Annotated in this window: 15 protein-coding genes, 1 tRNA gene and 1 other annotated feature; of the genes, 15 read left to right on the top strand and 1 reads right to left on the bottom strand. The window is 36.4% G+C overall.

The window, feature by feature from the left end; all coding sequences use genetic code 11:
• Positions 1 to 37: 37 nt before the first annotated feature.
• The 13 genes from HUW50_RS01885 (at position 38) to yihA (ending at position 18229) form a co-directional block, all read left to right on the top strand.
• Positions 38 to 114: transfer RNA gene (locus HUW50_RS01885), tRNA-Arg, on the top strand.
• A 474-nt stretch (positions 115 to 588) separates the two neighbouring features.
• Positions 589 to 843 (top strand) — a binding site (T-box leader).
• Positions 844 to 950: 107 nt separating this feature from the next.
• The gene (ilvB, locus tag HUW50_RS01880; protein ID WP_066334198.1) at positions 951 to 2675 is read left to right on the top strand and encodes an acetolactate synthase large subunit; all 1725 of its coding nucleotides are present in this window, start codon (positions 951 to 953) and stop codon (positions 2673 to 2675) included.
• Positions 2672 to 3187 (top strand): acetolactate synthase small subunit, encoded by a 516-nt coding sequence (gene ilvN / locus HUW50_RS01875; RefSeq protein WP_066334201.1) that lies wholly within the window; start codon positions 2672 to 2674, stop codon positions 3185 to 3187. The genes ilvB and ilvN overlap by 4 nt, the downstream gene beginning before the upstream one ends.
• A gap of 99 nt (positions 3188 to 3286) precedes the next feature.
• The gene (gene ilvC, locus HUW50_RS01870; RefSeq protein WP_066334204.1) at positions 3287 to 4312 is read left to right on the top strand and encodes a ketol-acid reductoisomerase; all 1026 of its coding nucleotides are present in this window, start codon (positions 3287 to 3289) and stop codon (positions 4310 to 4312) included.
• 254 nt (positions 4313 to 4566) lie between these two features.
• Positions 4567 to 5676, top strand: coding sequence for a 3-isopropylmalate dehydrogenase (gene leuB / locus HUW50_RS01865; RefSeq protein ID WP_185653648.1), 1110 nt, complete (start codon positions 4567 to 4569; stop codon positions 5674 to 5676).
• Positions 5677 to 5834: 158 nt separating this feature from the next.
• Entirely contained in the window at positions 5835 to 7262 is a 1428-nt protein-coding gene (gene leuC / locus HUW50_RS01860; protein ID WP_066334209.1) for a 3-isopropylmalate dehydratase large subunit, read from the top strand.
• A gap of 13 nt (positions 7263 to 7275) precedes the next feature.
• On the top strand, positions 7276 to 7869 hold the full coding sequence (gene leuD, locus HUW50_RS01855; RefSeq protein WP_066334212.1) for a 3-isopropylmalate dehydratase small subunit: 594 nt from the start codon (positions 7276 to 7278) through the stop codon (positions 7867 to 7869).
• A gap of 111 nt (positions 7870 to 7980) precedes the next feature.
• Positions 7981 to 8985, top strand: coding sequence for a tetratricopeptide repeat protein (locus HUW50_RS01850; protein ID WP_066334213.1), 1005 nt, complete (start codon positions 7981 to 7983; stop codon positions 8983 to 8985).
• A 366-nt stretch (positions 8986 to 9351) separates the two neighbouring features.
• A complete protein-coding gene (tig, locus tag HUW50_RS01845; protein WP_066334215.1) occupies positions 9352 to 10641 on the top strand; it encodes a trigger factor in 1290 nt (429 codons plus the stop codon).
• A 433-nt stretch (positions 10642 to 11074) separates the two neighbouring features.
• Positions 11075 to 12340, top strand: a complete 1266-nt coding sequence (clpX, locus tag HUW50_RS01840; protein WP_066334217.1) for an ATP-dependent protease ATP-binding subunit ClpX — start codon at positions 11075 to 11077, stop codon at positions 12338 to 12340.
• A 982-nt stretch (positions 12341 to 13322) separates the two neighbouring features.
• Positions 13323 to 15005, top strand: coding sequence for an ATP-dependent protease LonB (lonB, locus tag HUW50_RS01835; protein ID WP_066334222.1), 1683 nt, complete (start codon positions 13323 to 13325; stop codon positions 15003 to 15005).
• A 318-nt stretch (positions 15006 to 15323) separates the two neighbouring features.
• Positions 15324 to 17648, top strand: a complete 2325-nt coding sequence (gene lon, locus HUW50_RS01830) for an endopeptidase La (RefSeq protein ID WP_066334225.1) — start codon at positions 15324 to 15326, stop codon at positions 17646 to 17648.
• Complete coding sequence (gene yihA / locus HUW50_RS01825; RefSeq protein WP_066334228.1) at positions 17645 to 18229, top strand: ribosome biogenesis GTP-binding protein YihA/YsxC; 585 nt, start codon at positions 17645 to 17647, stop codon at positions 18227 to 18229. The genes lon and yihA overlap by 4 nt, the downstream gene beginning before the upstream one ends.
• Positions 18230 to 18441: 212 nt before the next feature.
• Here the strand turns inward: yihA and HUW50_RS01820 are convergent, their stop codons facing one another.
• Positions 18442 to 18930: a LiaI-LiaF-like domain-containing protein gene (locus HUW50_RS01820; protein WP_066334232.1), complete on the bottom strand. Its 489-nt coding sequence runs from the start codon at positions 18928 to 18930 to the stop codon at positions 18442 to 18444.
• Positions 18931 to 19404: 474 nt separating this feature from the next.
• Here HUW50_RS01820 and hemA point away from each other — a divergent pair, with 474 nt between their 5' ends.
• Positions 19405 to 20763, top strand: coding sequence for a glutamyl-tRNA reductase (gene hemA, locus HUW50_RS01815; protein ID WP_066334234.1), 1359 nt, complete (start codon positions 19405 to 19407; stop codon positions 20761 to 20763).
• 62 nt (positions 20764 to 20825) lie between these two features.
• Positions 20826 to 21656: a cytochrome C assembly family protein gene (locus HUW50_RS01810; protein ID WP_066334238.1), complete on the top strand. Its 831-nt coding sequence runs from the start codon at positions 20826 to 20828 to the stop codon at positions 21654 to 21656.

The raw sequence follows: 21656 nt of genomic DNA, 5'->3' as shown, positions 1-21656 counted from the left end.
ACACAGTCAGTTGCTTAACTGAATAAAGTACTTAAATGTCCCAGTAGCTCAGCTGGATAGAGCATACGCCTTCTAAGCGTACGGTCGGGAGTTCGAATCTCTCCTGGGACGCCACTTATTACATACTCAACCTTTCATTACAAAATGAAAGGTTTTTTGTTTTCTTAAATACAATGAACTTTTTACTTTCCGAAATTTAACGGCTCAATCATCTGAAAAATATGGAAGATTACCTTACATGTTAGTACACAATGTAACATTTACCATGTAACATATACATAACGAAAGTTCACTATGATCTCTCGGACCTCTTATCTTTTAAATGTTATAAAATTACAGGTTTTAGAATAACCTCCTCAGATACGAATTTTTATTTTCAGCAAAAAAAAATAAAATTAGCCTTTCCATTTATATCAATAATGAAAGCGTATACAACAAAAATGATAAATCTAAATTATCAAATAATTCGTAAAACACTGTTGACACTTGCATTTATAGAGCGTAATATAAGTTCAAATAAAGTTACACGAACATTTAAAAAAGTGTAGAAAATTCGATCAAAAGTCTCAGAGTTTTCTATTCTCATATCATAAAGCAGTGAAGAGGATAAGTAGTCTTTGGAAAAGTATTCAACAGAGAACCGGGGTAGCTGGAAGCCGGTGATACTCCCAAATGATGAACTCGCCTCTGAGTGTTAATCTGAATGTTAGTAAGATTAACCGGGTCCCATTCTTCGGTACTCGTTATCAAAGTGAACAGTAAATCTGTTCGTAAGGTGGTCGCTTTTTGACCATGAAGAAGGGTGGTACCGCGAAAAAGTTTATTAACCTTTTTGCCCCTTTGACACACAAAGTTATGTGGAGTCTTATGAGGGGTGGGAAGGTTTTTTATATGCTGTTTTGTTAATACAATAACACGAAGGCTAGTAGCCTGCTAAGGGAGGAAAGAAAATGAGTACAAATGTACAGTTGAATAGCTCAACTGCCAAATGTACAAACACAATGTCAGGGTCATTAATGCTGATTGAAGCACTTAAACAGGAAAAAGTTGAAGTAATTTTCGGTTATCCTGGTGGTGCTGTATTACCTATTTATGATAGCTTATACGATTCAGGTATGAACCACGTATTAACTCGACATGAACAAGGTGGTATACACGCAGCAGAAGGTTATGCACGCATCTCTGGTAAGCCTGGCGTTGTGATTGCTACATCTGGTCCAGGTGCTACAAATTTAGTTACTGGATTAACAGATGCGATGATTGACTCATTACCATTAGTAGTTTTTACAGGGCAGGTTGCTTCTAGTGTAATCGGTTCAGATGCTTTCCAAGAAGCTGATATTTTGGGGATCACAACTCCAATTACAAAACATAACTATCAAGTTCGTGAAGTAAGTGAACTCCCAAGAATTATTAAAGAAGCATTTCATATTGCGACAACAGGTAGACCTGGTCCAGTATTAATTGATATTCCTAAAGATATTGCGATTTTTGAAGGGGAATTTAGCTATGATATGCCTGTTAATCTACCAGGATATCAACCAAATAGTGAACCAAATTATTTACAAATTCGCAAATTAGTGGAAGCTGTAAGTAGAGCGAAAAAACCAGTCATTTTAGCAGGAGCAGGTGTTTTACACGCAAATGGATCCGAAGAGCTAATAAAATACGTAGAACAACAGCAAATACCTGTTGCAAACACGTTACTAGGCTTAGGGGGATTCCCAGCAGATCATTCTTTATTTTTAGGAATGGCTGGAATGCATGGTACTTATACAGCTAACATGGCTCTATATGACTGTGACTTACTGATCAGTATTGGGGCAAGGTTTGATGACCGAGTTACTGGTAACTTAGAGCATTTCGCGAAAAAAGCAACAGTTGCTCATATTGATATCGATCCTGCAGAGATTGGGAAGAATGTTCCAACTCAAATCCCTATCGTTGGTGATGCAAAGCTTGTTTTAGAGCAATTAATAAAACAAGACGGAAAACAAGGCGATAATAAGGAATGGAATGAACAACTCGCTAATAATAAGCAAGAATATCCATTGGTTTATAACGATAGTGATACAGAGTTAAAACCACAAAATATCTTAGAGCTTATTCACAAGTGGACAAAAGGTGAAGCAATCGTTACAACTGATGTAGGTCAGCATCAAATGTGGGCAGCCCAATATTATAACTTTAAAAATCCTAATAAATGGGTAACATCTGGAGGACTTGGAACAATGGGCTTTGGCCTACCAGCAGCAATTGGAGCACAATTAGCTGATCGAGAATCAACTGTAGTTGCAGTTTTAGGTGATGGTGGTTTCCAAATGACACTTCAAGAGCTTTCAGTCATTCATGAATTAAACTTACCTATTAAAGTTGTTATTTTAAATAACGGAGCTTTAGGTATGGTGAGACAGTGGCAAGAATTATTTTACGAAGAAAGATACTCTCATTCGAAATTCGTATCTCAACCAGATTTCGTTAAACTATCTGAAGCTTACGGTATTAAAAGTGCTCGTATTGAGAAAAGTGATGAAGGCTGGGAAGAGAAATTGAAAGAAGCTATCACTTCAGATGAACCAGTACTTTTAGATATACATGTTTGTAAGAATGAAAATGTCTATCCTATGGTAGCCTCTGGAAAAGGGTTGCATGAAATGGTAGGTGTTAAACTATGAAAAGAATCATCTCATTAACAGTTCTTAATCAAACTGGAGTTTTAAATAGAATTACAGGTTTATTTTCAAAAAGACATTTCAATATTGAGAGCATAACAGTAGGTCATGCTGAAACAGAAGGTGTTTCACGAATGACACTTGTTGTAAATGTTCAAGAAGAAAAAGAAGTCGAGCAAATCACGAAGCAATTGAATAAGCAAATTGATGTGATTAAGGTTACTGATATTACAGCACATTCAATTGTATCAAGAGAGCTGGCGTTAATTAAAGTAATGTCCACTCCAGCGACAAGAATGGAGCTTCAAGGACTCATTCAACCATTCCGTGCTTCAGTCATTGATGTCAGCCGAGAAAGTGTTGTTGTTCAAGTAACAGGCGAACCTGAGAAAATTGAAGTTTTAATAGATTTATTGAAACCTTATGGAATCAAAGAAATTGCACGAACTGGAACCACAGCTTTCACTCGCGGAACTCAAAGATCTGTAAAAGAAGTTCCAATATCAATTGTATAAAAGTTAGCGATCTTACCTGAATAACACAGGTTTTAAGATTCATATATAAAGCAATTATCTTATTTAATTCTTACTACTATTTTAAGGGAGAGATTATACATGACAAAGGTATATTATAACGGAGACGTAAACGAAGCAGCATTACAAGGGAAAACAGTTGCAATTATTGGATATGGTTCACAAGGGCATGCGCACGCATTAAACTTAAAAGAAAGTGGAGTTAATGTCATTGTAGGTGTTCGTCAAGGTGGTTCTTTCAATAAAGCTGTTGAAGATGGTCATACAGTATTATCGGTTGCTGAGGCAGCAGAGCAAGGCGATTTAGTAATGGTATTACTACCAGATGAGCAACAAGCGAAAGTATATCAAGAAGAAATTAAACCAGGCTTAGAAGCTGGAAACTCTTTAGTATTTGCTCACGGATTTAACGTGCATTTCAGCCAAATCGTACCTCCAGCAGATGTTGACGTATTCTTAGTTGCACCAAAAGGTCCAGGACATTTAGTAAGAAGAACATATGAAGAAGGTGCTGGTGTACCTGCATTATTCGCTATCTACCAAGATGTAACTGGTAACGCAAAAGAAACTGCTTTAGCATATGCAAAAGGTGTTGGCTCAGCACGTGCGGGTGTATTAGAAACTACATTTAAAGAAGAAACTGAAACAGATTTATTTGGAGAGCAAGCAGTACTATGTGGTGGTTTAACTTCATTAGTAAAAGCTGGTTTCGAAACATTAGTAGAAGCTGGATACCAACCTGAGGTTGCTTACTTTGAATGTTTACATGAATTAAAATTAATCGTTGACTTAATGTATGAAGATGGTATGGCTGGAATGAGATATTCAATTTCTGATACTGCACAATGGGGTGACTTCGTTTCAGGACCACGCGTAGTAGACAGCAGTTCTAAAGAAGCGATGAAAGAAGTTCTTAAAGATATCCAAACAGGTAAATTTGCAAAAGAGTGGATCTTAGAAAACCAAGCTAATCGTCCACAGTTTAATGCAATCAATAACAACGAAAATGAACACCAAATTGAAGTTGTAGGTAAAAAGCTTCGTGCTATGATGCCGTTCGTAAAATCTAAACAAAATAAGAAAGAAGCTGTGAGTGCGAAAAATTAACCTTTTTGTTACAACGCTCCGTGATGGCGAACAATCTAAAAAGGCTTAAACTTAATGTTAAATAAATGCGTGAGATTGCATAAATAGCTAGAAAAACTCGGCATTGTCGTTAATGAAGCAGGTTTTCCTGCTTCATTAAAAAGTGATTTATTAGCAGTTTAAGAAATCGTAAAGAAGTCAAAAACAGCTCAGTAATCGGGCTAGCTCCTTGGAAGCAAGTCTACTAAATTAAATCACTAGAAGGGGGATAGAACATGAAAAAAACAATTGCATTATTACCGGGTGATGGAATTGGTAAAGAAGTTGTTGATGTAACAGTTGATATCTTAAAAGCTATTGCAGAACATTTTCATCATCAATTTCAATTTAACTATGGACTTATCGGTGGAGACGCAATCGATCAAAAAGGCACTCCACTACCAGAAGAAACTATTGCTATCTGTAAGGATTCCGATGCAATTATTTTAGGTGCTGTTGGTGGACCGAAATGGGACCAGAATCCTATGGAACTTAGACCAGAACGTGGACTATTAGCATTAAGGAAAGAACTTGATTTATTTGCAAATCTACGACCAATTAAAACATTTGAAAGTTTGTTAGACTCTTCCCCTTTAAAGAAAGAGTATGTTGATGGAGTAGATTTTGTAATCGTTCGAGAGCTAACAGGCGGATTATATTTCGGCAAGCCAAGTGAACGAATTGTTCATGAAGGTGAGGATGCTGTAGTAGATACTTTACTTTACAAGCGTTATGAAATCGAGCGAATCCTTGTTTCAGCATTTGAAATTGCCTCTAAGCGTCGCAAACATGTCACATCTGTTGATAAGGCGAACGTATTAGAATCAAGCCGAGTGTGGAGAGAAGTGGCAGAAGAGGTAGCTGCAAGATATCCAGATGTTACCCTAGAGCATATGCTTGTTGATAATGCAGCAATGCAGCTTATCCGCTCACCTAAACAGTTCGATGTTATTGTTACAGAGAATATGTTTGGTGACATATTAAGTGACGAAGCATCGATGATTACTGGTTCACTAGGATTGCTGTCTTCTGCAAGCTTATCTTCTAGTGGATTGCATTTATTTGAGCCAGTACACGGTTCTGCTCCAGACATTGCTGGGAAAAACATTGCGAATCCGATTGCAACTATTCTTTCTGCAGCAATGATGCTACGCCAATCATTTGGTTTAGAAGAAGAAGCAAAGGCAATTGAAAAGGCTGTTGATAATGTATTGAATGCTGGTAACAGAACAGCTGACCTTGCTGAAGATGGAAAGGCTGTTTCCACAAAGCAAATAGGTGAAGAGATTAAAAATGCACTTGGAGATGACCATGCAATCTTAAATATTATGGAAGCTTATTCATAAATCGTAATATTAAAAGACCTGATCTTCAAGCCTGTGCTAACAATAGACCAATATACTATGTTATCTACTTGATAATTAACGATACCTGAGTTTGAGGGGTCTGACACGTGCATTTGTCAGCCCCTCATTTTTCCATCTATAAAAGGAGGTTTATGACCATGAAGCCTAGAACGATAATTGAAAAGATATATGATGAGCATATTGTTCAGCAAGAACAAGGTAAGCCTGATCTAATTTATATTGATTTACACTTAATACATGAAGTTACATCACCACAGGCATTTGAAGGTTTGCGTGAAAAAAATCGTAAAGTAAGAAGACCAGACAGAACATTTGCTACGATGGATCATAACATCCCAACGGTAAACCGCTTTGTGATTAATGATGAGGTTGCAAAACTTCAAATTGGAGCATTAGAACGTAACTGTAAAGAATTTGGAATTCGTTTAGCTGACCTTGAAAGTGAAGATCAAGGAATAGTCCATGTTATTGGACCTGAATTAGGCTTAACACTTCCAGGGAAAACAATTGTATGTGGTGATAGTCATACATCAACACATGGAGCCTTTGGAGCGATTGCCTTTGGAATTGGTACTAGTGAAGTAGAACATGTCTTAGCAACACAGACATTATGGAGACAACGTCCAAAAACGTTAAACATACATGTTCCAGGAAAACTTCAAAATGGGGTTACTGCTAAGGATGTCATTTTAGCTGTAATTGGAAAATACGGAGTTCGTTTTGGTACAGGTTTTATTATTGAGTTTACAGGTGAGGTTATTGAGAGCTTATCAATGGATGAGCGAATGACAATCTGTAATATGTCGATTGAAGCTGGAGCAAGGGCAGGTCTTATCGCACCAGATGAAACAACTTTCTCTTATATTAAAGGAAGGAAATATGCACCAACAGGTGAAGAGTTCGATAAGGCAGTAGAATATTGGAAAACGTTAAAAACTGATGAAGGCGCAGAATATGATGAAGTCATTACGTTACAAGGTGAAGACATTGCTCCAATGGTAACTTGGGGAACAAACCCTGGAATGGCAGTTGGTGTTGACGAAAAGACACCTGATCTAAACGGTTTTCAAAATTCAGAAGAAGTAGATGAAGCAAAACGTGCATTTGATTATATGGGATTACAACCAAATATGAAGATTGAGGATATTACAATTGATCATGTCTTTATTGGGTCTTGTACAAATTCACGTTTGACAGATTTACGCCAAGCAGCTGAAGTTATTAAAGGACTAAAAGGGCAAAAGGTTGCTCCTACCGTCAGAGCAATCGTTGTACCTGGATCTCAAACAGTTAAAAAGGTAGCAGAAGCGGAAGGCTTAGATGTCATTTTTAAAGAAGCTGGCTTTGAATGGAGAGAGTCTGGCTGTAGTATGTGTTTAAGCATGAATAATGATGTTGTTCCAGAAGGAGAACGTTGTGCTTCGACCTCAAATCGAAACTTTGAAGGTAGACAGGGTAAAGGTGCGAGAACACATCTAGTAAGCCCTGCTATGGCAGCAGCTGCAGCATTACACGGTAAATTTGTTGATGTTCGACACATTCAGAAGGAGAAAATTCACGCATAATAGGAGGGGCAAAATGAAACCTTTTACTACCCATACTGGGAAAATAGCAGTTTTAAATAGAGCAAATGTTGACACAGATCAAATTATTCCAAAGCAATTCCTTAAAAGAATCGAAAAAACAGGCTATGGTCGATTTGCCTTTTTCGATTGGAGATACCTTCCTGATGGATCTGATAATCCAGAATTTGAATTAAATCAAGAGAAAAGTAAGGGAGCCTCTATTTTACTAGCTGGAGAAAATTTCGGTTGTGGATCTTCTCGTGAGCATGCTCCTTGGGCTCTGTCAGATTACGGATTTCAAGTTATTTTAGCACCTTCCTATGCAGATATTTTCCATCAGAACTGTCTAAAAAATGGCTTGTTGCCAATTACTTTAGATCAATCTGTTTTAGATGTGATCCGAGAAAAGGCAAATGCTGAAGGATACGAACTAAAAATAGACTTAGAAGAGCAAAAGCTTACGGATAGTGATAATCTTTCAGAATCATTTGCTGTTGATCCATACTGGAAAGACATGCTGCTATATGGGAAAGACGAAATTGACTTAACACTAAACTACAACGAAAAAATTCAAAAATTTGAAGAAAGTAGAGCTGCATTTCTATAATGCCAGCTCTTTTTTTGTTCAAAGCTACTTTTTAATTAGGTACCGCTTGTTTTCCAAGAGTTGGATTGATAAACTTGTAAGCAAAGATTCGCTGCTGGAGTTGACCACCATATGAATGAGAAAAAACGTTCAAAGATCATTCCCTTCCCTAATTTGAAAGAACGATACATAGATAAGGGAATGGCCTTATTAAAAGAGAAAAAGTATCATGAGGCACTTGATATGTTTTCTGAAGCTAAAAATTTAAATGAAGATAAGGCAGAGCTCTATTTAGGTATGGCAATTTGCTTTATGGAGCTTGGAGAATTAAAAGAAGCGAAAGAAATTTGTAAGAAAATGCTTCTGGAAGATATTGGTCACTACTTTACGGTGTTACAAATTTATTTAACGATTTTAATTCAGCTTCGAGAATATCACGAAGTTCAAACTACAATCGAAGCTGTGTTAGAAGAGAATCATCTTCCTGCAGAAAGTGCGGAGCATTTTTATAAATTATTAGAATTTAGTCGGAAAATGACTCAAAATGATGAGGATATTTTTGAAGATGATAATGATGCGGGTTCGACATATATTGAAGACATTCTTGAAAACACAAACAAGCAAATGGCTTATATCCAATCATTACAAGATAGAAATTTAAGTAAGCATTACTCATCGTTAAAGGTCCTATTAGAAAATCCAAATAGTCATCCGATGATTAAATCTATGATTTTACATCTAATGATAGAGAACGAAGTTGAAAAGGAAGTGACGGTGTACAAATTTGGCGAATCCGTCACGGTCATCCCTGCAAAGCTCAACGATATTGCCGATTTACCTTTTACGAAGAAAGTCCTAAATATATTAGATGACACGTTAGGGCAAGAAAATCCCACTCTTTTTGAGGCGGTAAAAGAGCTATGGATTAGACATTTATATGTTCTTTTCCCACTTCTTCCTCAACCGACAGATGGTAATTTATGGGCTGCTGCTCTTCATATAGTTGGATATGAGATGCATGGAATAGTATTAGATCCTGAGGAAGTTCAGCAAATGTACGGGCTGTCTATATCGACATTACAAGAAGTATGTAAAAAAATATATCAAATAGAAGAAATTTCTTATATGCAAATATGAGGCTATATGTTGAAAGGAATGTTTTCTATGTTATAATAAAATGGTTGCAAAATAGTGATCATCGTATATAAGGTCTTTTAAGTGTGGGCAAAAATGGGCCTTCTATTTTATCTCGTTCCAACCTGTCGTATAGGCGGTTGACAATAGGAACTATGGTAGTGAAACGAACATCGATGGGGATGAGGAGAATCTCACGTCTGGATGTTTCAATTATGCGAAATCCTTAAGCATGGTTAGTATTCGGTTATTTTTACCGTACATAAAACAGGTATATCATAGTGTTTGATTGTTTAAACTGGACAAGCAACCACCATTTACCTATCACTTATTCGCACAATCATTATAGATTTTTGGAGGGAACAACACATGTCAGTAAAATGGGAAAAATTAGAGGGGAACGATGGCGTTCTTACGGTTGAAGTTTCTGCAGAGGACTTCACAAAAGCACTTGATGAAGCATTTAAAAAGGTAGTTAAGCAGGTTTCTATTCCTGGATTCCGTAAAGGTAAAATTCCACGTGGTATGTTTGAACAACGCTTTGGTGTAGAATCTCTATATCAAGATGCATTAGATATTATCTTACCGACAGCATATCCTAATGCAGTTGATGAAGCTGGAATTGAACCAGTGGATCGTCCTGAAATTGATGTTGAACAAGTTGAAAAAGGAAAAAGCTTAATTTTCACTGCAAAGGTTACAGTTAAACCAGAAGTGAAATTAGGTGAATATAAAGGTCTAGAAGTTGAAAAATTAGACGACACTGTAACAGATGAAGATGTGGAGAATGAATTAAAACAACTTCAAGAACGTCAAGCAGAATTAGCTGTTAAAGAAGAAGGCGCGATTGAAAACGGTGATACTGCAGTTCTTGACTTTGATGGCTATGTTGATGGAGAAGCTTTTGAAGGTGGAGCAGCTGAAAACTACTCATTAGAAATTGGTTCAGGTTCATTCATCCCTGGCTTTGAAGAACAGCTTATCGGTTTAGAAGCTGGAGCTGAGAAGGATGTCGAAGTAACATTCCCTGAAGAATATCACGCTGAAAATCTTGCAGGAAAGCAAGCTGTTTTCAAAGTGAAGATTCATGAAATTAAAGCGAAAGAGCTTCCAGCTTTAGATGATGAATTTGCTAAAGATGTTAACGAGGAAGTTGAAACACTTGAAGAACTTAGAGCTCAAACAAGAACTCGTCTTGAAGAAGCTAAAAAGACTGAAGCTGAAAATCAACTAAGAGATACTCTAGTTGAGAAAGCTGCTGAAAGTGTAGAAGTTGATATTCCAAATGCATTAATTGAAAACGAAATTTCACGCATGATGCAAGAGTTTGAGCAACGTCTTCAAATGCAAGGTATGAACCTTGACTTATACTTCCAATTCTCAGGTCAAGATGAAGAAGCATTAAAAGCTCAAATGAAAGTTGATGCAGAGAAACGTGTAAAATACAACTTAACACTTGAAGCAATTGTTAAAGCGGAAAACATTGAAGTTTCTGATGAGGATGTTGAAGCGGAATTATCTAAAATGGCTGAAATGTACAATATGCCAATTGAAAATATCAAACAAGCATTAGGTGGATCAGCTGAAGGTCTTAAAGAAGATTTAAAAGTTCGTAAAGCGATCGATTTTCTTGTAGAAAATAGTAAAGTTGTTGCATAATAATAATAATTAAAGAACAAGGCGCGAGTGGATCGTGCCTTGTTTTGTACAATTATGTTTTATTTATATTCCTTTGGGAATGATATAAGAAAGCCAATACATACATACACATGAAGTAATAAAATAAGTAATAATTCGAAAAGGCTTAACATGCTAAAAAATAGGGAAATGGAAATAAAGTACAATGAAAACTTTTTTCTATTTTTTCAACTTTGTAACCTTTTACAAAGTTGAAGTAGTATCATTACCTGTCTTCGCGTTACTTATGGTAAAATGCAATACATACCTGTTTTAAAATTAGTTTCTTTACATATATGTAAAGAAAAGAAAAGCATCCACCTTCTATTCCCTGACATGGTTGGGAAAGATAGACATTAAATTAGGGTTGGGTAGAATTATTAAAGAATGAGATAAAGATACAAGGGGTGAAACAATGTTTAAATTTAACGACGAAAAAGGACAATTGAAATGTTCATTTTGTGGTAAAACCCAAGATCAGGTTCGTAAGTTAGTAGCTGGACCTGGAGTATACATATGTGATGAGTGTATTGAGCTTTGCACAGAAATCGTTGAAGAAGAGCTAGGCACTGAAGAAGAAGTTGAATTTAAAGATGTTCCAAAACCGAAAGAAATTGATGAAATTCTAGATGAGTATGTTATTGGTCAAGACCAAGCTAAGAAATCTTTAGCAGTTGCCGTATATAATCATTATAAACGAATTAATTCTAATAGTAAGATTGATGATGTTGAGCTTTCCAAAAGTAACATTGCAATGATCGGTCCTACTGGAAGTGGTAAAACATTGCTTGCTCAAACATTAGCACGTATATTAAATGTTCCTTTTGCAATCGCTGATGCAACATCATTAACAGAAGCAGGTTATGTAGGTGAAGATGTTGAAAACATTTTGTTAAAACTAATTCAAGCCGCTGACTATGATGTTGAAAAAGCAGAAAAGGGTATTATTTATATCGATGAAATCGATAAGGTTGCTCGTAAATCTGAGAATCCTTCCATTACACGTGATGTATCAGGAGAAGGTGTTCAGCAAGCATTGCTTAAAATTCTTGAGGGTACGGTAGCTAGTGTTCCTCCACAAGGTGGTAGAAAGCATCCACACCAAGAATTTATTCAAATTGATACAACCAACATTCTGTTCATTTGTGGTGGAGCGTTTGATGGCATTGAACAAATTATTAAACGCCGTCTTGGCAAAAAAGTTATTGGTTTTGGATCAGACAACAAAAATGCAGACCTAGATAAAAAAGCTCTTCTTTCACAAGTATTGCCAGAAGATTTATTGAAATTTGGTTTAATACCTGAATTTATTGGTCGTTTACCTGTAATTGCGAGCTTAGAGCCACTTGATGAAGATGCATTAGTTGAAATCCTAACGAAACCAAAAAATGCTCTAGTAAAACAATATCAAAAAATGCTTGATCTAGATGGAGTTGAACTTGAGTTTGAAGAGGGAGCACTGATGGAGATTGCTAAAAAAGCAATTGAAAGAAAAACTGGTGCCCGCGGTCTACGTTCAATTATCGAGGGTATTATGCTTGATATGATGTTTGACCTACCTTCTAGAGACGATATTACGAAAACAATTATAACTGCTGAGACTGTTACAGGAAATATCTCGCCAAAGCTTGTCCTAAATGATGGGACAGTTATACAAGATGATAAAAAAACATCTGCTTAAGTTAGCAATTGTTTAACGTTAGATAGGAAGCTGATATATATCAGCTTCCTTTTTCGTGTATTCAAAAATAGAAAAAGTAATTCTTTCTTTGATAAAAGCTCTTTTCTAAGAGATTGTTGCTTTTAAAACAAGGCTCTTTTCTAAAAGATTGTTGTTTTTGAACAAAACTGATTAGGGTGATTGGTGCGGAAGGTGCGAGACTCCTGTGGGAGTAGCGGGACAGGTGAGACCCCGCAGGCGCTTCGCGCTGAGGAGGCTCATCGCCCGCCCCACGGAAAGCAAGCATCCTGGAGCGCCAATCAACCAACCCAATACTATTTTAAAAGCAACAAAGTTTGCGAAAACAGCCTAAAACAAAAACTAATTCAGGTTGATTGGAACGGATTGCGAGACTCCTACGGGAGCAGCGGGACAGGTGAGACCCCGCAGGGCGTTTACGCCGAGGAAGCTCACCGCCCGCTCCGCGGAAAGCGAGCAACTCTCTGGAATCAACCACACCGGAGTTCTTGGTAAATAGCACCAAGTATGCGAAAACAGCATTGATAAAAAGGCTCTCTATCCCTACATATTCGACAGCCTGATAACATCAGTTCGTTATTCCTTTAATTTAGAAGAGATTGTAATATGCTATAGATGTTTTAAAAGAAAAACATGTTTATTCCAGTAGAACCTCGGAGATACTAGCTATAAATAACCGCTTCATACTAAAAGTACCTACAAATATTTTGCCTAAGCTAAAAGGCAAGCTGAAGCTTGTCTTTTGTCAGCTTTAAGTGAAAAGGGAATCCATATTACATAATAGGCACTTTCATTTTCTTTATGGTTTACTTTGTTTAATGACTGATCTACTAAGTAGACATAGGACAAGATAAAAAAATAATCTACAAGGCCGGAGATTATACACTCTAAGAATGATCTAAGTGACTCCGTCTATATATCAACTTGTAGCGGTAAACAAGAGACTTTAGCAGGAGGGACTACAATGAGTTGGACAAGTATCGCTTTGTTTATTCAGTTGTTTTTTGGGATTATTATCGGGATGTATTTCTGGAATTTATTAAAAAACCAAAGAACTCAAAAAATCTCGATTGACCGTGAATCTAAAAAAGAAATGGAACAATTACGGAAGATGAGAGCGATTCGTTTAACAGAACCTTTAGCTGAAAAAGTAAGACCACAAAGTTTTCAGGATATAGTTGGACAAGAGGATGGAATTCGTTCATTACGTGCAGCCCTTTGTGGTTCAAATCCACAGCATGTGATTATTTATGGACCACCAGGAGTTGGGAAAACGGCTGCTGCAAGGCTTGTGTTAGAGGAAGCGAGAAGAAATGTGAGAACACCCTTCAAAGAAAATGCTGTCTTTGTTGAATTGGATGCAACAACAGCTAGATTTGATGAAAGAGGAATTGCTGATCCTTTAATTGGCTCCGTACATGATCCAATTTATCAAGGTGCAGGTGCAATGGGGCAAGCAGGTATTCCGCAGCCAAAGCAAGGTGCTGTAACAAATGCACATGGTGGAGTCTTATTTATTGATGAAATTGGCGAATTGCACCCAATCCAAATGAATAAGCTGTTAAAAGTGTTGGAAGATCGAAAAGTTTTTTTAGAAAGTGCGTATTATAATGAAGAAAACACACAAATCCCAACACATATCCATGACATTTTTAAAAATGGTTTGCCGGCTGATTTTCGTTTAATTGGTGCAACGACTAGAACACCAAATGAAATTCCACCTGCAATTCGATCAAGATGTCTTGAGGTATTCTTTAGAGATCTTGAGCAAGATGAGCTTTCAATTGTCGCGAAAAAGGCAGCGAATAAGGTTGATATGATCGTAAGTGATGAAGGAATAGATATGCTAACTTCATATGTCCGTAATGGCCGTGAAGTGGTAAATTTAATGCAAATTGCTACAGGTATGGCAATGTCTGAGGACCGAAATGAAATTACTGTAGAGGACATTAAGTGGGTTATCCATTCAAGCCAATTAACACCTAGACATGAGAAGAAGATTAATAAAAAGGCGAAGATAGGTTTAGTAAATGGATTAGCTGTCTATGGCCCAAATACAGGTGCACTTTTAGAAATTGAAGTAACAGTAATCCCGGCTGAGAAAGATAAAGGTACCATTAATATTACTGGTATTGTCGAGGAAGAAAGTATTGGTGACCGTTCAAAATCGATTAGAAGAAAAAGTATGGCAAAAGGATCAATTGAAAATGTTATAACTGTACTTCGTTCAATGGGGATTAAAGCGGGAGATTATGATATTCATGTGAACTTCCCAGGTGGTACACCGATAGATGGTCCATCCGCAGGTATTGCTATGGCAACTGGAATCTTTTCTGCTATTCATAAAATTGCTATTGATAATAAGGTAGCAATGACAGGTGAAATTAGTATACATGGTAATGTGAAGCCTATTGGTGGAGTCATTCCGAAGATAAAAGCTGCTAAAAAAGCTGGAGCGAAAACGGTAATCATTCCTCAGGAAAATATGGAATCGATCATAAAGGGTATTGATGGAATTGACATTGTCCCTGTTACAAATTTACAAGAAGTATTTGACTTAGCCCTTGTAAACCCACCAACAGAGAAGGCCAATCCTTTGCTTCAAAATAATTTACAAGCAACATACCCACATCAGGAATCTGTCTAATATAAAATCGGGGTCAGACCCCTATAGAGTTAATTGGCTAATTATTTAGTAAAAACCAGGGTCAGACCCCTATAGAGTTATTTGCTAATTATTTAGTGAAAAACTTTGTAGGGGTCTGACCCCTTTATAAAGCTTTTACTAAGTATTTAGTGACCAGCCATATAGAAGTCAGACCCTTTTATAGAAAATTTCTTTTTCAACTCAAAGTGAATAGGGTATACTACCTAAATGAGAAAAGTGGTTACAAATAGACACTAGTAAAAGAATAGGATAGAATTGTACAAAGAACTAACTATTATGTCATGGAGGTATAAGCGCATGGCGAAATCAAATACACAAATCGTCCCCCTCCTACCGTTACGAGGCTTGCTAGTATATCCAACGATGGTACTACACCTTGATGTAGGGAGAGATAAATCTGTTCAGGCGTTAGAAAAAGCAATGATGGATGATCATATCATCTTTTTAACGACACAAAAAGAGATTGCGATAGATGAGCCGAAAAAGGAAGATATTTACGAAATTGGAACATTAACGAAAATAAAACAAATGTTAAAATTACCGAATGGAACCATTAGAGTACTTGTTGAAGGTTTAGAGCGTGGCGAAATTAAACGCTTTGTTGAAGAAGATGAATATTATTCTGTTGAGGTTTCTATCTATCAGGACCCAGAAGTTAAGAGTGTTGAAGAAGAAGCCTTAATGAGAACTATGTTAGAATATTTTGAGCAATACATAAAGCTTTCAAAAAAGGTATCCGCTGAAACATATGCTACAGTATCAGATATAAATGAGCCTGGAAGAATGGCAGATATTATTGCTTCACATTTACCTCTAAAGTTAAAAGAAAAGCAAGAGGTACTTGAAACACTTGATTTAAGAGAAAGACTAAACAAAGTAATTTCAATAATTCATAATGAGAAGGAAGTTCTACAGCTTGAGAAGAAGATCGGCCAGCGTGTGAAGCGTTCTATGGAACGTACACAAAAAGAATATTATCTTCGTGAGCAAATGAAAGCCATTCAAAAAGAACTTGGTGAAAAAGAAGGTAAGGTTGGTGAAGTATCATCACTAACTGAGCGGATCGAACAAGCAGGTATGCCTGATCATATAAAATCAGTTGCTTTCAAGGAATTAGACCGTTATGAAAAAGTCCCTGCAAGCTCTGCTGAAAGTGCCGTTATCCGAAACTATATTGAATGGCTTCTATCATTACCTTGGACAAATGCAACAGAAGATCGTTTAGATATCAATATAGCAGAAGAAATCCTTAATGAGGATCATTATGGCCTTGAAAAAGTGAAAGAACGTGTATTAGAGTACTTGGCAGTTCAACAACTAACAAATTCTTTAAAAGGACCGATTCTCTGCTTAGCTGGACCTCCAGGTGTTGGAAAAACATCGTTAGCACGTTCAGTCGCAAAGTCGTTAAATCGCCATTTTGTCCGTATTTCACTTGGTGGTGTTAGGGACGAATCTGAAATTCGTGGACATCGCCGTACATATGTAGGCGCCATGCCAGGTAGAATTATTCAGGGAATGAAAAAGGCAGGAACGATAAATCCAGTTATTCTATTAGATGAAATTGATAAAATGTCTAATGATTTTAGAGGGGATCCATCATCAGCATTGCTTGAAGTTTTAGATCCTGAACAAAATCATAGCTTCAGTGATCATTATGTTGAAGAAACCTATGATCTATCAAAGGTAATGTTTATTGCGACAGCAAACAACTTAGCTACAATTCCTGGACCGCTTCGTGATCGTATGGAAATTATTAATATCGCTGGCTATACAGAGCTTGAAAAAGTTCATATTGGGAAGGATCATTTACTACCAAAGCAGCTTAAGGAGCACGGTCTTAAAAAATCTCATTTACAAATTCGAGATGACGCGATCTTAAGCATTATTCGCTATTACACAAGAGAAGCTGGTGTGCGTGGTCTAGAACGTCAGCTAGCTACAGTTTGTCGTAAAGCTGCAAAGCTCATTGTAAAAGAAGAGCGTAAAAAGATTATCATAACTGATAAAAACCTTGAAGACTATCTTGGTAAAAATCGTTTTAGATATGGTCAAGCGGAACTCGAAGACCAAATTGGTGTTGCAACAGGGTTAGCCTATACAACTGTTGGAGGAGATACCTTATCAATTGAAGTATCTGTATCACCAGGAAAAGGTAAGCTTATTCTAACTGGTAAACTAGGCGATGTAATGAAGGAGTCTGCACAAGCTGCGTTTAGTTACATAAGATCACGTGCAGAAGAGCTTGAAATTGACCGAGACTTTCATGAGAAAAATGACATTCATATTCATGTACCTGAGGGTGCTGTTCCAAAGGATGGACCGTCAGCTGGAATAACGATGGCAACAGCGTTAATCTCAGCATTAACAGGAAGACCTGTTAGGAAAGAGGTTGGAATGACAGGGGAAATCACTTTGCGAGGAAGAGTTCTACCAATTGGTGGTTTAAAAGAAAAAACACTAAGTGCCCACCGCGCCGGGTTGACGAAAATAATCGCACCAAGGGATAATGAAAAAGATTTAGATGACATTCCAGAAAGTGTTCGTAATGAGCTTACCTTTGTGCTTGTGTCACATCTAGATGAAGTATTAAAACATGCATTAGCAGAGGAGAAGCAATGAAAGTAACTAGTTCAGAAATCGTAATAAGTGCAGTAAAGCCGGACCAATATCCAGCTGTTGATCTTCCTGAGATCGCATTAGCAGGACGGTCAAATGTTGGGAAATCATCATTTATTAATAAAATGCTTGCGAGAAAAAGCCTTGCAAGAACATCATCAAAACCTGGAAAAACACAAACGTTAAATTTTTATATTATTAATGAAATTTTGCATTTCGTTGATGTACCGGGCTATGGGTATGCAAAGGTAAGTAAGAAAGAGCGTGAAGCATGGGGGAAAATGATTGAAACGTATATAACAACTCGTGAACAGCTTCGGGCTGTTGTACTGTTAATAGACGTTCGTCATCCACCATCAAAAGATGATGTATTAATGTATGGATTTTTAAAGCATTATGAAATCCCGACAATCATTGTCGCTACTAAAGCAGATAAAATTCCAAAAAGCAAATGGCAAAAGCATGTGAAAATCATTAAGGATTCATTAAACATGGAAAAGTCAGACTCATTTGTTTTGTTTTCATCAGAAACAGGTCAAGGTAAAGATGAAGCGTGGAAAATTATCGAAAGTTATACATCATAAGAAAAGCGCAAGCGCCTTGTTCAGCCTAGGGCAAATAAGTTGCTAATGAAATGAAGGTGTTCTTTACCTTCAATTCATTAGTGGCTTAGACCCAAGAGGGTCTAAGCGCTGGAGCTAGACACTAAAACTAGGTACAAAAACTTATACTTTCTTATCTCATAAATAAAGAGGCTGACTTTTGTTCAGCCTCTTTTTGCGTGGATATAAGTTTGTTATTTTTTTCTTTTGAAAAAAACTAGGAATGCGCCTATTATAATTAATAAAAATGACCAATAGGTTTCAATAAGCTGAACACCATTTTCAACAACTGAGAAAGATTGGATGATCGTTTGAAAAAAATGAAGAAATAATCCAATCAAAAGTAATACTATTCCTTGAGCATAACCAGATTTAGTTTTAATGGCAGTAAGTAGCATTCCCAAGGCTAATATAAAAAGAAATGCAGCTGCATGGTCTGGCCAAGAAGGTAACTTCGGTTGATTGATAAAGTGAATGCCAAGCCCAGCTAAAATGATACCAGGTAGGATAGTCGTATTGTCTTTTTCAAAATGCCCACTAATCAAGTAAGCAGCTCCTAAGAGAATAAGTAAAGCTTGCCAACTATTTTGATTTTCAAATAAATGAATATTTAATTTTTGGATAGAATAAAAAGTGCCAATCCCTAGTAAGATAATGCCAGGTAATAACGATATTTTTTTCATAAGGAACACCTCTAAATAGAATGATATCTGTTTGATAATTTGCTTGAATTACTTATTACGTGAATCCTCTAAAAGTCAGAGGATAAATTATCAATATAATTGACTATGTTAACAAACTGATAACTTGATTAACAGCTTAATATTTGTTATTGTACTGAGTGGAGAGCATGAGGGATCATGTCAAATCGTGTAGATATCATGTCATATTTTCTGACTAATAAATTTACTTTTAATTAACTTAGCAGTACAATTAATGAATCTTAATTTTCTTATTATAATTTATAGCAATATTGATGATAAGATAATAAAAAGTAAGGCTACGTCATAAGACTGTCATAAGACATGATCATAAGTCTAGTTTTTCTAATCATATCATAGGATTCAAATACTGTTCACATTTTATCTGCGTGAATGAAAAATGTGAGTGGTATACTATAACTAAAGAGATCTTTGCATGTGGGGGTGTAAAGGGAAATGCATATACTTGTTGTCGGCTTAAATTATAAAACAGCCCCTGTTGAAATTCGCGAAAGGCTTACTTTCCAACCGAACGAGCTTTCTGATGCGATGAAACAGTTAAAAGACCAAAAAAGCATTTTAGAAAACGTAATTGTATCAACATGTAATCGAACAGAGATTTATGCAGTTGTCGACCAATTGCACACAGGACGTTATTATATTAAAGCGTTTTTAGCGGATTGGTTCGGTATAGATAAAGATGAGATTACACCGTACTTAACGATATTTGAACAAGATGGTGCATTAGAGCACTTATATAAAGTTGCTTGTGGATTAGACTCGATGATACTTGGAGAAACACAAATTCTAGGACAGGTTCGCTCTAGCTTTTTACTTGCACAAGAAAACGACACAATAGGTACGATCTTCAATCAACTATTTAAACAGGTTATAACACTAGCAAAGCGCTCCCATTCTGAAACAGATATAGGTGCTAATGCTGTATCAGTAAGTTATGCTGCAGTAGAATTAGCGAAGAAGATCTTTGGGGACTTAAAAACGAAGCATGTGCTTATTTTAGGTGCCGGAAAAATGGGCGAGCTTGCAGTGCAAAACTTACACGGGAATGGCGTAGGGAAAGTAACTGTTATGAATAGAACGTTGCAAAAAGCTGAAGAGCTAGCTAATCGTTTCAATGGGAAAGCTAAAGGGATCAATGAGCTACAATGTGGATTAGTTGAAGCAGATATTCTAATTAGCTCAACTGGAGCGAAGGATTTTGTAATATCGAAGGAAATGATGTCACAAGTTGAAAAGCTAAGAAAGGGTCGACCATTATTTATGGTCGATATCGCAGTTCCGCGTGATTTAGATCCAAAGCTTGCAGAATTAGATGGTGTATTTTTATATGATATCGATGATTTGCAAGGAATTGTTGAGGCGAACCTACAGGAACGGAAAGTTGCGGCAGAGAAAATTGAGCTAATGATTGAAGCTGAAATTGTTCAATTTAAGCAATGGATTAACACACTTGGTGTTGTACCTGTTATCTCTGCACTTCGTCAAAAAGCGTTAACGATTCAAGCTGAGACAATGCAAAGTATTGAGCGGAAAATGCCTGATTTAACTGATCGTGAGAGAAAGGTACTTAGCAAACATACGAAAAGTATTATTAATCAATTACTCAGAGATCCTATTGTGAAAGTGAAGGAACTTTCAACTGATGCAAATGCTCAGGAGTCATTAGAGTTATTTATGAAAATATTTAACATTGAAGATGCTGTTGAGGAGCAAGTGCAAAAAGAAAGAGCTGAAAAGCAATTAAATCTTTCGAATGGACAAATGTCAGATTTTCGAGCTTCACTGCAATCGTAAGTTTGATGTAGTTATTCCTTTATTATAGTTGGTGGCGTCAGTACGTCATAGGAGTTTTTTGTATGGAGATGAATTTAACTAGAATTAATGAAGTAACCATTATTCTTTATGCATTATGTGTACTTTTATACTTTATAGATTTTCTTAATAATAACCGGAAGGCGAAACAAGCTGCCTTCTGGTTACTTTCTATTGTTTGGCTTTTGCAAACAATTTTTTTATTTGCTCGTATGTTCGAAACGGGAAGATTTCCAGTATTAAATGTGTTTGAAGGATTATATTTTTACACATGGGTATTGGTCACTTTATCTCTAGCATTAAATAAATTTTTACGAGCAGAGTTTATTATCTTTTTTACAAACGTGATAGGCTTCATCATGATGGCATTACATACCTTTGCACCAGCACAATATGAGTCGGCAGCGGTTTCAAGTAAGCTTGTTTCTGAATTGTTATTGATTCATATCACAATGGCAATACTTTCATATGGTGCCTTTTCACTATCGTTCGTGTTTTCAATTTTATATACGATTCAATATAATTTGCTAAAAAAGAAGAAGTGGGGAAAACGTCTTCTGCGCTTAGAAGATTTATCTAAGCTTGATTATATGTCATATGTATTAAATGTCATTGGTGTACCGATGCTGTTATTAAGCCTTATATTAGGAATTATTTGGGCTTACATTAAAGTTGAAAAATTTCATTGGTATGATGCAAAAGTTCTTGGTTCTTTTATGGTGTTAATCACATATAGCGTTTATTTATATATTCGAATTGTGAAAGAATTGCAAGGGAAATCGGTTGCATTATTGAATATTGCCTCCTTTCTTGTGTTATTAATTAATTTTTTCTTATTCGGCAGCTTATCTAGATTCCATTTTTGGGATTCATAA

Origin of the sequence: Metabacillus sp. KUDC1714 (genome assembly GCF_014217835.1) — a bacterium.
GTDB lineage: Bacteria > Bacillota > Bacilli > Bacillales > Bacillaceae > Metabacillus > Metabacillus rhizosphaerae.
The sequence above is the reverse complement of the archived record's forward strand: the minus strand, read 5'-3'. Positions and strand labels throughout refer to the sequence as shown.

Bases quoted from the DNA above. Each gene is read 5' to 3' on its own strand.
- ilvB (WP_066334198.1), top strand. From the start codon at position 951: ATGAGTACAAATGTACAGTTGAATAGCTCAACTGCCAAATGTACAAAC.
- yihA (WP_066334228.1), top strand. From the start codon at position 17,645: ATGAAAGTAACTAGTTCAGAAATCGTAATAAGTGCAGTAAAGCCGGAC.
- lonB (WP_066334222.1), top strand. From the start codon at position 13,323: ATGAGTTGGACAAGTATCGCTTTGTTTATTCAGTTGTTTTTTGGGATT.
- leuB (WP_185653648.1), top strand. From the start codon at position 4,567: ATGAAAAAAACAATTGCATTATTACCGGGTGATGGAATTGGTAAAGAA.
- ilvN (WP_066334201.1), top strand. From the start codon at position 2,672: ATGAAAAGAATCATCTCATTAACAGTTCTTAATCAAACTGGAGTTTTA.
- leuC (WP_066334209.1), top strand. From the start codon at position 5,835: ATGAAGCCTAGAACGATAATTGAAAAGATATATGATGAGCATATTGTT.
- HUW50_RS01820 (WP_066334232.1), bottom strand. From the start codon at position 18,930: ATGAAAAAAATATCGTTATTACCTGGCATTATCTTACTAGGGATTGGC.
- HUW50_RS01810 (WP_066334238.1), top strand. From the start codon at position 20,826: ATGGAGATGAATTTAACTAGAATTAATGAAGTAACCATTATTCTTTAT.
- leuD (WP_066334212.1), top strand. From the start codon at position 7,276: ATGAAACCTTTTACTACCCATACTGGGAAAATAGCAGTTTTAAATAGA.
- tig (WP_066334215.1), top strand. From the start codon at position 9,352: ATGTCAGTAAAATGGGAAAAATTAGAGGGGAACGATGGCGTTCTTACG.
- clpX (WP_066334217.1), top strand. From the start codon at position 11,075: ATGTTTAAATTTAACGACGAAAAAGGACAATTGAAATGTTCATTTTGT.
- ilvC (WP_066334204.1), top strand. From the start codon at position 3,287: ATGACAAAGGTATATTATAACGGAGACGTAAACGAAGCAGCATTACAA.
- HUW50_RS01850 (WP_066334213.1), top strand. From the start codon at position 7,981: ATGAATGAGAAAAAACGTTCAAAGATCATTCCCTTCCCTAATTTGAAA.
- hemA (WP_066334234.1), top strand. From the start codon at position 19,405: ATGCATATACTTGTTGTCGGCTTAAATTATAAAACAGCCCCTGTTGAA.
- lon (WP_066334225.1), top strand. From the start codon at position 15,324: ATGGCGAAATCAAATACACAAATCGTCCCCCTCCTACCGTTACGAGGC.